14 protein-coding genes are annotated in these 12,036 nt (G+C 68.2%); 6 read left to right on the plus strand and 8 right to left on the minus strand.

The window, feature by feature from the left end; all coding sequences use genetic code 11:
• Window positions 1-11 precede the first annotated feature (11 nt).
• Window positions 12-1,139: a glycoside hydrolase family 76 protein gene (locus AC1DY7_RS26610; RefSeq protein ID WP_477496739.1), complete on the plus strand. Its 1,128-nt coding sequence runs from the start codon at window positions 12-14 to the stop codon at window positions 1,137-1,139.
• On the opposite strand, the gene AC1DY7_RS26615 is transcribed toward AC1DY7_RS26610, so the two are convergent.
• The 4 genes from AC1DY7_RS26615 to AC1DY7_RS26630 are packed head-to-tail and all read right to left on the minus strand — an operon-like array spanning window position 1,099 to window position 5,013.
• Window positions 1,099-2,595 (minus strand): MFS transporter, encoded by a 1,497-nt coding sequence (locus AC1DY7_RS26615; protein WP_477496740.1) that lies wholly within the window; start codon window positions 2,593-2,595, stop codon window positions 1,099-1,101. The two genes, AC1DY7_RS26610 and AC1DY7_RS26615, sit on opposite strands and share 41 nt — an antisense overlap.
• Window positions 2,595-3,815 (minus strand): threonine/serine exporter family protein, encoded by a 1,221-nt coding sequence (locus AC1DY7_RS26620; protein WP_477496741.1) that lies wholly within the window; start codon window positions 3,813-3,815, stop codon window positions 2,595-2,597. The genes AC1DY7_RS26615 and AC1DY7_RS26620 overlap by 1 nt, the downstream gene beginning before the upstream one ends.
• Window positions 3,816-3,842: 27 nt before the next feature.
• Entirely contained in the window at window positions 3,843-4,508 is a 666-nt protein-coding gene (locus AC1DY7_RS26625; protein ID WP_477496742.1) for a VTT domain-containing protein, read from the minus strand.
• 25 nt (window positions 4,509-4,533) lie between these two features.
• The gene (locus AC1DY7_RS26630; protein ID WP_477496743.1) at window positions 4,534-5,013 is read right to left on the minus strand and encodes a lipoprotein LpqH; all 480 of its coding nucleotides are present in this window, start codon (window positions 5,011-5,013) and stop codon (window positions 4,534-4,536) included.
• 92 nt (window positions 5,014-5,105) lie between these two features.
• On the opposite strand from AC1DY7_RS26630, the gene fbaA reads away from it, so the two are divergent.
• Complete coding sequence (gene fbaA / locus AC1DY7_RS26635) at window positions 5,106-6,143, plus strand: class II fructose-bisphosphate aldolase (RefSeq protein ID WP_477496744.1); 1,038 nt, start codon at window positions 5,106-5,108, stop codon at window positions 6,141-6,143.
• A 57-nt stretch (window positions 6,144-6,200) separates the two neighbouring features.
• Here fbaA and AC1DY7_RS26640 read toward each other — a convergent pair whose 3' ends face one another.
• Complete coding sequence (locus AC1DY7_RS26640; RefSeq protein WP_477496745.1) at window positions 6,201-6,902, minus strand: Rv0361 family membrane protein; 702 nt, start codon at window positions 6,900-6,902, stop codon at window positions 6,201-6,203.
• 82 nt (window positions 6,903-6,984) lie between these two features.
• Here AC1DY7_RS26640 and AC1DY7_RS26645 point away from each other — a divergent pair, with 82 nt between their 5' ends.
• Window positions 6,985-7,401 (plus strand): DUF3151 domain-containing protein, encoded by a 417-nt coding sequence (locus AC1DY7_RS26645; protein ID WP_477496746.1) that lies wholly within the window; start codon window positions 6,985-6,987, stop codon window positions 7,399-7,401.
• Here AC1DY7_RS26645 and AC1DY7_RS26650 read toward each other — a convergent pair.
• The 3 genes from AC1DY7_RS26650 to AC1DY7_RS26660 are packed head-to-tail and all read right to left on the minus strand — an operon-like array spanning window position 7,398 to window position 9,746.
• Complete coding sequence (locus AC1DY7_RS26650; protein ID WP_477496747.1) at window positions 7,398-8,291, minus strand: cation diffusion facilitator family transporter; 894 nt, start codon at window positions 8,289-8,291, stop codon at window positions 7,398-7,400. The two genes, AC1DY7_RS26645 and AC1DY7_RS26650, sit on opposite strands and share 4 nt — an antisense overlap.
• Before the next feature lie 40 nt (window positions 8,292-8,331).
• Window positions 8,332-9,111, minus strand: a complete 780-nt coding sequence (locus tag AC1DY7_RS26655) for a site-2 protease family protein (protein WP_477496748.1) — start codon at window positions 9,109-9,111, stop codon at window positions 8,332-8,334.
• A 17-nt stretch (window positions 9,112-9,128) separates the two neighbouring features.
• Complete coding sequence (locus AC1DY7_RS26660) at window positions 9,129-9,746, minus strand: peptidase M50 (RefSeq protein WP_477496762.1); 618 nt, start codon at window positions 9,744-9,746, stop codon at window positions 9,129-9,131.
• Between the two features lie 57 nt (window positions 9,747-9,803).
• Here AC1DY7_RS26660 and AC1DY7_RS26665 point away from each other — a divergent pair, with 57 nt between their 5' ends.
• The 3 genes from AC1DY7_RS26665 (at window position 9,804) to AC1DY7_RS26675 (ending at window position 12,013) form a co-directional block, all read left to right on the plus strand.
• Entirely contained in the window at window positions 9,804-11,099 is a 1,296-nt protein-coding gene (locus tag AC1DY7_RS26665; protein ID WP_477496749.1) for an adenylosuccinate synthase, read from the plus strand.
• 17 nt (window positions 11,100-11,116) lie between these two features.
• Window positions 11,117-11,740, plus strand: a complete 624-nt coding sequence (locus AC1DY7_RS26670; protein ID WP_477496763.1) for a PaaI family thioesterase — start codon at window positions 11,117-11,119, stop codon at window positions 11,738-11,740.
• 69 nt (window positions 11,741-11,809) lie between these two features.
• On the plus strand, window positions 11,810-12,013 hold the full coding sequence (locus AC1DY7_RS26675) for a cold-shock protein (protein WP_090358761.1): 204 nt from the start codon (window positions 11,810-11,812) through the stop codon (window positions 12,011-12,013).
• Window positions 12,014-12,036: the final 23 nt, after the last annotated feature.

Genomic DNA, 12,036 nt, shown 5'->3' on the forward strand with positions numbered 1-12,036 from the left:
GTATCAAACCCATGGATCAGGTGTGGGCCAACCGTGCAGCCAGTTCCGAAGCCGCCATCGCCAAGCGGCACCTGAAGAAACTGTGGGGTCTGCCGGGCACCCAGCTCGGCGTCGTGGCGTGGCCGGCGGCCCGTAAACAGAAGTCGTTCGGCACCTGGCACTACTGGTGGCAGGCTCATCTACTGGACTGCCTGGTCGACGCGCAGGTGCGCGATCCGGCGCCGGAACGGATCGCGAAGATCACCCGGCAGGTGCGCGGGCATCACCTGCGCAACCTGAAGTGGACCAACGACTACTACGACGACATGGCGTGGCTGGCGCTGGCCCTGGAACGCGCCGGACGGCTGGCAGGCGTGCACCGCGACGGCGCGCTCAAGCGGCTCTCCGAACAATTCCTCAACGCCTGGGTGCCGGAGGACGGCGGCGGTATCCCCTGGCGTAAGCAGGACCAGTTCTTCAACGCCCCGGCCAACGGGCCGGCAGGTATCTTCCTGGCCCGATATGAGGACCGGCAGCGTCGCGCCCAGCAGATGGCGGACTGGATCGACGAGACCCTGATCGACCCCGAGACCCATCTGGTGTTCGACGGCGTCAAGGCCGGGTCGATGGTGCGGGCTCAGTACACCTACTGCCAAGGGGTGGTGGTGGGCCTGGAAACCGAACTCGCCGTGCGCACCCAGGATCCCGAACACGCGCCCCGGGTGCACCGGTTGGTCGCCGCGGTGAGCGAGCAGATGACCACCGACGGCGTCATCGCCGGTGCCGGTGGTGGCGATGGCGGGCTGTTCAACGCGGTCCTGGCCCGCTACCTGGCGTTGGTGGTCACCGACCTACCCGGCGACACCGCCGAGGACGAGGCGGCGCGGGTCACCGCGCGGGACGTGGTGCTGAAGTCCGCGCAGTCGGCGTGGGATTACCGCCAGACCGTGGACGGGCTGCCGTTGTTCGGCCCGTTCTGGGATCGCTCGGCCGAGCTCCCGACGACGGGCAGCACGGACGCCGAGTTCATCGAGGGCGCGGTCTATGCGTCCGCGATGCCCGAGCGCGACCTCTCGGTGCAGCTGTCCGGCTGGATGCTGATGGAAGCGGCGCACGCGATCACCGCGAACGACGGGGAACCAGCACCAGCACCAGAATGATCGCGGCCACCGGCACCGCGGTCAGCACCCAGCCCAGGGTGTGGATGGCCTCGATCATGCCGGCGTGCGCGCCGTCGACCACCTCCCGCGCCCGTTGCGGGTCCAGCACATTGGTGCCTGCCGCCGATCCGGCGCCGCCGTGGGCCGGGCGCAGCGCCTCCCGGGCATCCTCGAGGGTGATGCCGTGGCTCTCCCGCACGAACAGGGTGGTGCCGACCAACGCGAACACCGCCGGGCCCATCGAGTAGGCGGCTTGTCCCACAGCGCTTTTCGCCGCAGCCACCGCGCCGCTCAGCGCCACCGGCGCATCCGCCATCATGATGGTGGCCTCCATGGTCTCGGCGACGGCGGCGCCGATCGCGTTGAGTCCCACGGCCGCGAACACCACCGCGAGCCCGCTGTGCTCGCCGAGCGTCGTCAGCACCAGCAGGCCTGCCAGCACCGACACCAGTCCTGCGACGAGCACGGGGCGGGGGCCTGATCGCGCCGCTGCCCGCCCCGCCCCCGCGGCCGCCACCGCCGACAGAAGTGCGGCCGGAGCCATGAGAAAGCCGAGCACCGCAGGAGATTCGCCGCGCACCGTGACCAGATAGAACGCCAGCAGAATCGTCGAACCACCGCTGATGAAGTTGAACGCGACCCCGGAACACACTGCCGCGTCGAAAGCGCGGTTGCGGAAGATCCGCAGATCCAGAGCGGGGTCGCGGACGCGCAACTCGAAGGCGATGAAGGCGGCCAGCGCGACGGCGCCGATCATGATCGGCACGATCGCGCCGGCGTGGATGCCGGACTGCAGACGCGAGAGCCCGTACACCGTCGCCAGCAGTGCGGTGGCCACCAGCAACAGACCGGTCACGTCCAGCCGGCGCGCGCTACGCGGGGTGTCCGGCACGTAGCGCAACACCAGGACGAGAGCGACGAGCGCCACCGCCGGTGCCACCAGAAAGCAAGCGCGCCAACCGATGTGCACCGCGAGCAGGCTGCCGAGGACGGGCATCGGGACCGCCACGGCGAAGCTTGCACCCAGGTGCAGGGAGATCGCCTGCGATCGGCGCTCCGGGGGAAACACCACGTTGATGATGGCCAGCGACAACCCGAGCAGCAGCGCGAACGCCAGTCCGGCACCGGCGCGGGCCACCATGAGCACCGCGGCATTCGGCGCCGCCGCGGCCAGCACCCCGAACACCACGGCGCCCAGCAGGCCGGCCGTGTACATCCGCTTCATGCCGTACTTGTCGCCCAGCGCGCCCGCACCGAGCACCGCTGCGGCCAAGGTGAGTGTCGCCAGCCCGGCGATGAAACTCGTGCTGCCTGCGGACAACTGCAGTCCGGCGCGCACATCGGAGATGTTCGCCGAGAGGATCACCGGGTCGGCCGCCGTGATGCTGGCACCCAGTCCGGTGGCGAGGATCGTCATGGTGGCGCGGGTGCCGGACACCCACTCTGGTTGCGGCATCAGTCCTCGGTATCGCTGACCATGCCGTCGCGATGGGGAAAGATGCTCCACAGCGCGATGCCGATCTGGAACCCCAGCGCGATCGACATCATCGACGCCAGCATCGCCAGCACGGCGCCGCCACCGCGCCCACCGGCGAGTTCCGCGATGCCGATCAGACCCACGGAACTCGGTACCAGCAGCCAGAATCCGGGCGCCAGCACCACCTGGGCGGCCGGCGTCGACGGCAATCTGCTCAGCGCCAGTGCGCACAACATCAAGACCAGGCCGCCGCCGAAGCCGCTCACGTAGCCGCCGAACACCGCGGCGGTCGCGACCTGCGCTCCGTAGGTGATGAACAGCACCAGCAGCAACCATGGCCAGAATTCGCGCGGCGGACCGAGATTGAGGATGATGCCCACCGCGTAGACGGCGACCCCCAGCCACGGGGCCCACGATCCCAGCGTGTTGACGGGCGAGTCGGTCAGTTCGTCGGAGGACAGGCCGAGCAACTGGATCGCGATGATGATCCCGAGGGCCAGCTGCGCCAGCCTCATGAGTCCACCCGTCAGCCGCGCGGCCCCCGACACCAGCTGTCCCGTCGACGACTCGACCACCGCGAGGGTGATGGCCACCCCCGGCAGGAAGAACGTCAGTGGCGGGATCAGGACGCGGAAGCTGTCGTGCCCCATGTGCAGCAGCCGGCCCAGGCTGAACGCGACGTAGGTGACCAGGAACGCGCTCACCACCGGCAGCAGCTGCCGCAGCCCGGGATTGTCGCCGGTGATCCGCACCAGCACGCCCACCAGCAGGCCGAAACCGGTGGCCGCGACCAGCGCCACCACCGTCGGCTGCAGGATCAGGGCGTACGCCGCGCTCTGCACGGCGCAACCGAGCACCGCAACCCAGGGCGGGAAGCGCCGCCGCAACGCGTGGATGCGGTCCAGCTCGGCCCAGCCCTCGGCAACCGTCACCTGCCCCTGCTCGGCGCGCTGCACCAGCTCGCCCAACGGGAAGGTCTGGTCATACCGCAATGGCTTGTCGCGGTTGACGACCCGGATCAGTTCACCTTCGCCGGCCTGGACGAAGTTCGGCAACGCCAGCACCGGGCATTCCACGCCGTAGTTGTCGGCGACGAGGGACAGGGTGCGCTTGACGATGGTGACCGGGTAGTCCGCCCCGAGCATCGCGGAGCCGAGCCGCGCGATGAAGTCGACGACCGCCCGGTCCTGCTCCGCCATGACGACACTCTAGGGCGGTGGCCAGCCTTATTCGGTGGTGTTCTTGGCGGCCTTGCGCCGTTTGTACCACTCCCAGGCCATCGGGGCGACGGAGACGACGGCGATCAGGATGAAGATGGGCTCGAGCAGTTTCTGGATGATCTCGAACTGGCCGAGGCCGTAGCCCAGCAACGTCAGGCCGACGCCCCACAGCACGGCACCGATGATGTTGTACAGCGTGAACACCGCGTACTTCATCTGGGCCGCGCCGGCGGTGATGGGCGCCAGTGTCCGCACGATGGGGATGAAGCGGGCCAGCACGATCGCGAACGGCCCGCGCTGCTCGAAGAAGGCGTGCGCCTCGTCGAGGTATTTCTGCTTGAGCACCTTGGCATTCGGCTTGAACATCGAGGTGCCCAGGTAGCGGCCGACGAAATAGCCGACCTGGCCGCCCAGGATCGCGGCGATCGGGATGAACACGAGCAACTGCCACAGCTGGAAGTTGGTGCTCACCTCGGCGCTCTGCGCGGCGGTGCCCGCGGCCAGCATGCCCGCGACGAACAGCAACGTGTCACCCGGCAGGATCGGGAACAGCACCCCGGATTCGACGAAGACGACGACCAGGATGCCCACCAGGGCCCAGGTGCCGAATTGCTCGATCAGCTTGAGCGGGTCGAGAAAATCCGGCATGAGGGCCAGGGTGGTGACGGTCATGAGGCCCCAAGATACCGGCCGTACCTCACGGACAGGTGACGGCGATCTGATAGGTGGTCGGGATGACGCGGGCCGGATTCGTCGTGTCGGTGGCGCTGCCGCCACCGGTCACGGTGAGGGTGTCGCCGTTGCGGAAGGCCTGCGGCGGGTCCTCGGACACGTCGGCGGCGTAGCCGATGGAGATACCGCCGGCGTCGCCGATGGTCACCGACCGCACCGACGGCATGTCGTCATCGGTGATCACCACGGTCACCCCGCGTGAGGTCTCGCCGACGGTGTAGCGGGCGAACCCGTCGGCGGCGGAGCAGACCACCGGGCCCAGCGGCCCGGCGTCGCGGCCGTTGACGATCAGCTGTGCCTGCCCGGGCGGCAGTGTCGTCGCCAGGACCGGGGCCGGGGGAGCGGCGGGCGGCGGCGGGGTGGTCGATGTGGGCGCGGGCGCCTGCTGCTGCGCACAACCGGCGAGCGAGAGGGCGAGCAGAATCAGGGCCGGACCGGTGCGCACCCCGGCAACGCTAACCGAGACCGGCCACTGCCGGTCGACCAGCTTCTTGTCATACTGACCGGGTCAGCCGGACAGCCGAGAGGAAGTTTGCAATGCCCATCGCCACGCCCGAGGTCTACGCCGAGATGCTGGGCCGTGCCAAGGAGCACTCCTTCGCTTTCCCGGCCATCAACTGTGTCGGCTCAGAGAGTGTCAACGCCGCCATCAAGGGTTTCGCCGACGCCGGCAGTGACGGGATCATCCAATTCTCTACCGGCGGCGCCGAATTCGCCTCCGGCCTCGGAGTGAAGGACATGGTCACCGGGGCGACGGCGCTCGCCGAGTTCGCCCACGTCATCGCCGCCAAGTACCCGGTCACGGTCGCGCTGCACACCGACCACTGCCCCAAGGACAAGCTGGACACCTTCGTCCGCCCGCTCATCGCCATCTCGGCCGAGCGCGTCGCCAAGGGCCAGAACCCGCTGTTCCAGTCGCACATGTGGGACGGCTCGGCCGTGCCGATCGACGAGAACCTGGAGATCGCGCAGGAGCTGCTCAAGCTGACCGCGGCCGCCAAGATCATCCTCGAGGTCGAGATCGGCGTCGTCGGCGGCGAAGAGGACGGCGTCGAAGCCGAGATCAACGAGAAGCTCTACACCAGCTCCGAGGATTTCCAGAAGACCATCGACGCGCTCGGCCACGGTGAGCACGGCAAGTACCTGCTGGCGGCGACGTTCGGCAACGTGCACGGCGTGTACAAGCCGGGCAACGTGGTGCTCAAGCCCGAGGTGCTGGCCGAGGGCCAGAAGGTGGCGGCGGCCAAGCTGGGCCTGCCCGACGGTGCGAAGCCGTTCGACTTCGTCTTCCACGGCGGATCGGGCTCGCTGAAGTCGGAGATCGAGGACTCGCTGCGCTACGGCGTGGTGAAGATGAACGTCGACACCGACACCCAGTACGCGTTCACCCGCCCGCTGGCGGGCCACATGTTCGCCAACTACGACGGCGTGCTGAAGATCGACGGCGAGGTCGGCAACAAGAAGTTCTACGACCCGCGCAGCTACCTGAAGAAGGCGGAGGCGTCGATGACCGAACGCGTCGTCGAGGCCTGCAAGGACCTGCACAGCGCCGGCCGGAGCGTCTCGGCGGGCTAGACGTCCACACACGATCTCGGCGCGCTCACCCTGCGGGGTGGGCGCGCCGACGTCGTTCTAGGAGTTCTGGCAGATCTTCCACTGCTCGTCGCGGAACTGCAGATCGAAGCTGCGGGTGGAGCGGGTCTGCGGCGCGTAGGCCATGAACGTGGTGACGTTGGCCTCAGCGTGCTGGTCGTGGACGATGACCTGATCGATGCTCGCCACCACCGGGTACTGCTTGGCCGCCGCGACCCGGGCGTGCGTCTCGGCCCAGGCCTTGTCGTTGTACTGCACGTAACTGTCCCGGGTGGCGCCGCAGGTGATGCCGCGCAGGGTCGCCAGGTCACCCTTCTGGATCGCGCCGTCGAAATTGCCGATCGTGGTGCGAACCAACTCTTCCTGCGACACCGCGGGAGCGCTCTTGCGGGTCAGCAGGACGGTGCCCAGCACCGCCAGTGCCACCAGCGCCGCGATGACCAACACGACCGCGATGACCCAGCCCCAGCTGCGCCGGGTGCGCACCGGTTTGGTCGATTCACCACGCGGTGGAATGACCTGTGGCGCAACATTTTTGGGTAGGTCGGCGTTCTGCGCCGCGATCAGTTCGGTGGCGTCCTCGGTGGAGAAGATCTCGGTCGGCGGCTCCGGGACCGCGTCGATGATCTGCGTGGAGCCGTCGTAACCCGACGGCGCGGTGAACCGACGCTCGGGCTCGTCACCCTCTGGTGTTTGGCTGGCGGATTCCCGCTCATCGTCCGGCCCTGTTGGGTTCGACATTCCTGCTGCGATCCTCCCTTGCCGACGCTACTGCGCAAGCCTAGCGATCGGCTGTGAACACCCGCACGGCACAATGGGTCTTATGACGCGGATGGGTGATCTCCTTGGGCCGGACCCGGTACTACTGCCGGGCGATGTCGAGGCCGAAGACGAGCTCGACGCGGGGGAGAACCCCGCCATCGTCGCGGCCGCGCATCCCAGTGCATCGGTGGCGTGGGCCACGCTGGCCGAGGAGGCGCTGGCCGACGACAAGGCCATCACCGCCTATGCCTACGCCCGCACCGGCTATCACCGTGGCCTGGACCAGCTGCGCCGCAACGGTTGGAAGGGCTTCGGGCCGGTGCCCTACAGCCACGAACCGAACCGCGGCTTCCTGCGCTGTGTGGCGGCGCTGGCGAAGGCCGCCGACGCCATCGGTGAGACCCCCGAGTACGCGCGCTGCCTGGACCTGCTCGACGACTGTGATCCGGCCGCCCGCACCGAACTGGGTGTCGTTTAGTCCGTCACCTCGCACCGGCACTCCGACTGGTCGGGCGGTTCCACCTGGATCGTGGCGTGGGCCAACCCGCGTGCGTTGAGCACCGCCTTGGCGTCGTCGAGCACGCCGGCGGATTCCCGGGTGCTGGTCAGGTGCGCGGTCGCCATGTCCTTACCGGGGACCAGCGTCCACACGTGCAGGTCGTGCACCCCGGTGACGCCGTCCACCGCCGCCAGTGCGGTGCGCAGTTCGTCGACGTCGATGTGGTTCGGTGACGACTCGGACAGGATCCGCAGCGCCGCCCGGGCCAGCGCGAACGCGCGGGGCAGCACCCACAGGGCCACCAGGACCGCGACCACGACGTCGGCGTAGGGCCAGTTGGTGGTGACGGTGACGATGCCGGCGATCAGCACCCCGACGCTGCCGACGGTGTCGGCGACGACCTCCATGTAGGCGCCCTTGACGGCCAGGCTGGACTCGGACTGCGAGCGCAGCAGCAGTACGACCACGGCGTTGGCCAGCAGGCCGACCAGCGCCACGATGATCATCGGCAGGCCGGGGACCTCGGGTGCGTCGCCGAGTCGCTCGAATGCCTCGTAGAGGATGAATCCGGCGACCCCGAGCAGCAGGACGGCGTTGGCGACGGCGGTGAAGACCTCGGCCCGGTGCCAGCCGTAGGTGCGGGCGGCGGAGGTGGAGCCACGCCGGGCCAGCAGGACGGCCGTCAGGCCCATGAACATCGCGACCAGGTCGGTGAGCATGTGGCCGGCGTCGGCCAGCAGGGCGATCGAGTTGATCGACAATGCGGTGACCAGTTCGACGACGAAGAACACCGAGAGGATGGCCGCGCCGAGAATCATCCGGCTGACGCGGGCCTCGCTGCCGTGGCTGTGATCATGTCCTGCACCCATGCCCGTGAATATATGCGCAAAGTCGCATATGTCGCAAGGGTCAGACCCAGGCGGACCAGAACCGGGTCAGCTGACCGCCGATCAACGCGAGCCGCTCGGGTACCCCGAACAGTTCGACGAACCAGAACACGACATCGAAGAACACCCGGTTGAGCTGCGGGACCATCAGCACGATGAACAGGATGATGAAACCCCACTGCTTGGCCGGTTCCAGCGCGCGGCGGGTGTCCTCGCCCAGATGTGGTTCCAGCGCGCCGTAACCGTCCAGTCCGGGGACCGGCAGCAGGTTCAGCAGCAGGGCCGTCACCTGCAGGAAGCCCAGGAACGCCATACCGGACCAGAAGACGCCGTGGGCGGAGTCGAAGAACAGGGCCGTGACCACCAGCAGCAGCACCGCCAGCAGCGCGTTGGCCGCGGGGCCGGCCAGGCTGACCTGCGTGCGCTGGCGTGCCGTCATCCACGAGGTCCGCACGTAGACCGCGCCGCCGGGCAGGCCGATCCCGCCGATCGCGATGATCGCCAGCGGAAGGGCGATGGACAGCAGCGGATTGGAGTACTTCAGCGGGTTGAGCGTCAGATAACCGCGGACCTCGACGTCGCGGTCGCCGAACCGCCACGCGGTGTAGGCGTGGCCGAACTCGTGCAGACACAACGACACCAGCCAGCCCGCGACGACGAAGACGAACACCGCGGCGTACGACAGCGGCTTCACCGCGTCGCCGCAGAACCAGGCCAGCGCGCCGGCCACCGCGGTGAGCGCGACGATCGCCAGGAAGACCGGGCTGGGGCGTACCGACTGGTGCAGGGGCCGGATGTTCACCCCACGAAAACTACCGTTTAGACGCGTAGCCAGCCCTGCGTGTGCCGGTAAAACGTCGACCGCCGGACGGCACGCGGAACCTGGACCCCGTCACGCACCACCAGCGCCCCCGTCGTGCCGAGCTGGACGGCACGCCCGGCCACCCAGCGCCGGGCCCGCATCCGCGGGCTGAGCACGCTGGCGCGCAGGCCCGGTTGCCCGGTCGTCGGCTCGATCCGCACCGCGGTGGCCGCGCCGTCGAACAGCACGGTGTCGTCGACGACTGCCTCGCCCTCGATCTGCCGTGCGGACTCGTCGGGCGGTAGCCAGTACGCGGCGCCGACGAGAACCGTTCCGGTCTCGTCCCGGATGAGCGGGATCCGCTGCGCCTGCCCGGTGCGGGCGCGCCGGGCGGACCGGAACGGGCCCATGACGGCGACTTCGATGTCGAGCCGATCGGCCTTCAGAAGCCGGCCCAACACGGTCGCGAGGTCGGCATCCGAGCCGACCACCACCAGCCGCCGCGCCGCGAAAGCGGTGTCCACATCGGCCGGTTCGGCGACCGTCACCGCACTACAGTCGCCCAGCCCGCGCGGGATCCGACGGCCCCCGAACAGCAGCAACGCGACGTCTGTGGTGGTCGACACCTCTGTTATGGCTCCGCTCCGATATGGTGGGTCACCGGCTGCATCACTTTAAGCGGGAGAAATGCCATGCCGGCAATCGTGCTCATCGGGGCCCAGTGGGGCGACGAGGGCAAAGGAAAGGCCACCGACCTACTCGGTGGACGCGTGCAATGGGTTGTTCGCTACCAGGGCGGTAACAACGCGGGTCATACCGTGGTGCTACCCACGGGCGAGAACTTCGCGTTGCACCTCATCCCCTCGGGCATCCTCACCCCGGGCGTCACCAACGTCATCGGCAACGGTGTCGTCGTGGACCCCGGTGTGTTGCTCAAGGAGCTATCGGGGCTGGAGGAGCGCGGCGTCGACACGTCCGGGCTGCTGATCTCTGCCGATGCGCACCTGCTCATGCCGTATCACGTCGCCATCGACAAGGTGACCGAGCGGTACATGGGCAGCAAGAAGATCGGCACCACCGGCCGCGGGATCGGACCCTGCTATCAGGACAAGATCGCCCGCATCGGGATCCGGGTCGCCGATGTGTTGGACGAGGAACAGCTGTCCAACAAGATCGAGGCGGCCCTGGAGTTCAAGAACCAGGTGCTGGTCAAGATCTACAACCGCAAGGCCCTGGACCCGGCCGAGGTGCTGGAGAACCTGCTGGAGCAGGCCGAGGGCTTCAAGCACCGCATCGCCGACGCCCGGCTGCTGCTCAACGAGGCCCTCGAGGCCGGTGAAACAGTGCTGCTGGAGGGCTCGCAGGGCACCCTGCTCGACGTCGACCACGGCACGTATCCGTTCGTCACGTCGTCCAACCCGACCGCCGGCGGCGCGGCCGTGGGCTCGGGCATCGGCCCGACGCGCATCACGACGGTGCTGGGCATCCTGAAGGCCTACACCACCCGGGTGGGCTCAGGCCCGTTCCCCACCGAGCTGTTCGACGAGCACGGCGCCTACCTGGCCAAGACGGGCGGCGAGGTCGGTGTGACCACCGGCCGTCCGCGCCGCTGCGGCTGGTTCGACGCCGTCATCGCCCGGTACGCGACACGAGTCAACGGCATCACCGACTACTTCCTCACCAAGCTCGACGTGTTGTCCAGCCTGGAGACGGTGCCGGTGTGCGTGGGCTACACCGTCGACGGCAAGCGCACCGACGAGATGCCGATGACCCAGGCCGACATCGCCCGGGCCCAGCCCATCTACGAGGAACTGCCCGGCTGGTGGGAGGACATCTCCACGGCCCGCGAGTTCGACGAGTTGCCCGCCAAGGCACGGGACTACGTCTTGCGACTCGAGGAGCTGGCCGGGGCGCACATGTCGTGCATCGGCGTCGGGCCGGGTCGGGATCAGACGATCGTGCGTCGCGACGTGCTGGGCGGCTCGTGAGCGAAGAGCCGACAGCGATGAGCGACGAGCCGTCGATCTTCGAGCAGCACGGCGGCTTCCCGGTCTTCACGCCCGCTGACCCGGGCCCGGGTTTCGCCCGATTCCTCACAGCGATGCGCCGCGCCCAGGACCTCGCGGTCTCGGCCGACCCCGACAGCGCCACCTGGGACGCCGCAGCGGACCGTGTCGAGGCTCTGGTGGAGCTCCTGGAGCCCTATCAGGCCGCTGAGGGGGTGGGCCCGGCCAGCCGGATGCCGAGCCTGCCCGGCGCGGGCAGCCTGCTGATGCCGCCGTGGCTGGTCTCCAAGTTCGATCCGGACGGTGTCGAACTGCAGGTGCAGTTCAGCCGTTTCCACGTCGGCGGGAATTACGCGGTGCATGGCGGCGTGCTGCCGCTGCTGTTCGATTCGGTGTTCGGCATGGTGATCCACGCCGCGGGCCGGCCGATCAGCCGAACCGCATATCTGCACGTCGAGTACCGAAAAGTGACTCCGATCGACACGCCGTTGATCGCCTGCGGACGGGTCCGCGAGGCCGAGGGACGCAAGGCGTTCGTGGAGGCCGAATTATTCGATTGCGAGAAAAACTTGCTCGCAGAGGCCAACGGCCTGATGATTAGGCTGCTGCCGGGGCAACCATAGCTCGGTGCGTGTTAGGGTCAGTCGCGCGCATTTTGGTTGTCGCGCTTGTAAATGAGGGAAGTAAGTTCAATGGCACAGGGCACTGTGAAATGGTTCAACAGTGAAAAGGGCTTCGGCTTCATCGCTCCCGACGGTGGGGCTGCCGACGTTTTCGTTCACTACTCCGAGATCACCGGCAACGGTTACCGCTCGCTCGAAGAGAACGCTCGCGTTCAGTTCGAGGTCGAGCAGGGCGCGAAAGGCCCGCAGGCCGTTGGCGTTTCGCTGATCTAAGCGAAAAACTGAGCTTTTGAGGG

The organism is Mycobacterium sp. P2_H7, assembly GCF_056403275.1.

Bases quoted from the DNA above. Each gene is read 5' to 3' on its own strand.
- AC1DY7_RS26610 (WP_477496739.1), top strand. From the start codon at position 12: ATGGATCAGGTGTGGGCCAACCGTGCAGCCAGTTCCGAAGCCGCCATC.
- AC1DY7_RS26615 (WP_477496740.1), bottom strand. From the start codon at position 2,595: ATGCCGCAACCAGAGTGGGTGTCCGGCACCCGCGCCACCATGACGATC.
- AC1DY7_RS26620 (WP_477496741.1), bottom strand. From the start codon at position 3,815: ATGGCGGAGCAGGACCGGGCGGTCGTCGACTTCATCGCGCGGCTCGGC.
- AC1DY7_RS26625 (WP_477496742.1), bottom strand. From the start codon at position 4,508: ATGACCGTCACCACCCTGGCCCTCATGCCGGATTTTCTCGACCCGCTC.
- fbaA (WP_477496744.1), top strand. From the start codon at position 5,106: ATGCCCATCGCCACGCCCGAGGTCTACGCCGAGATGCTGGGCCGTGCC.
- AC1DY7_RS26640 (WP_477496745.1), bottom strand. From the start codon at position 6,902: ATGTCGAACCCAACAGGGCCGGACGATGAGCGGGAATCCGCCAGCCAA.
- AC1DY7_RS26645 (WP_477496746.1), top strand. From the start codon at position 6,985: ATGACGCGGATGGGTGATCTCCTTGGGCCGGACCCGGTACTACTGCCG.
- AC1DY7_RS26650 (WP_477496747.1), bottom strand. From the start codon at position 8,291: ATGGGTGCAGGACATGATCACAGCCACGGCAGCGAGGCCCGCGTCAGC.
- AC1DY7_RS26665 (WP_477496749.1), top strand. From the start codon at position 9,804: ATGCCGGCAATCGTGCTCATCGGGGCCCAGTGGGGCGACGAGGGCAAA.
- AC1DY7_RS26670 (WP_477496763.1), top strand. From the start codon at position 11,117: ATGAGCGACGAGCCGTCGATCTTCGAGCAGCACGGCGGCTTCCCGGTC.
- AC1DY7_RS26675 (WP_090358761.1), top strand. From the start codon at position 11,810: ATGGCACAGGGCACTGTGAAATGGTTCAACAGTGAAAAGGGCTTCGGC.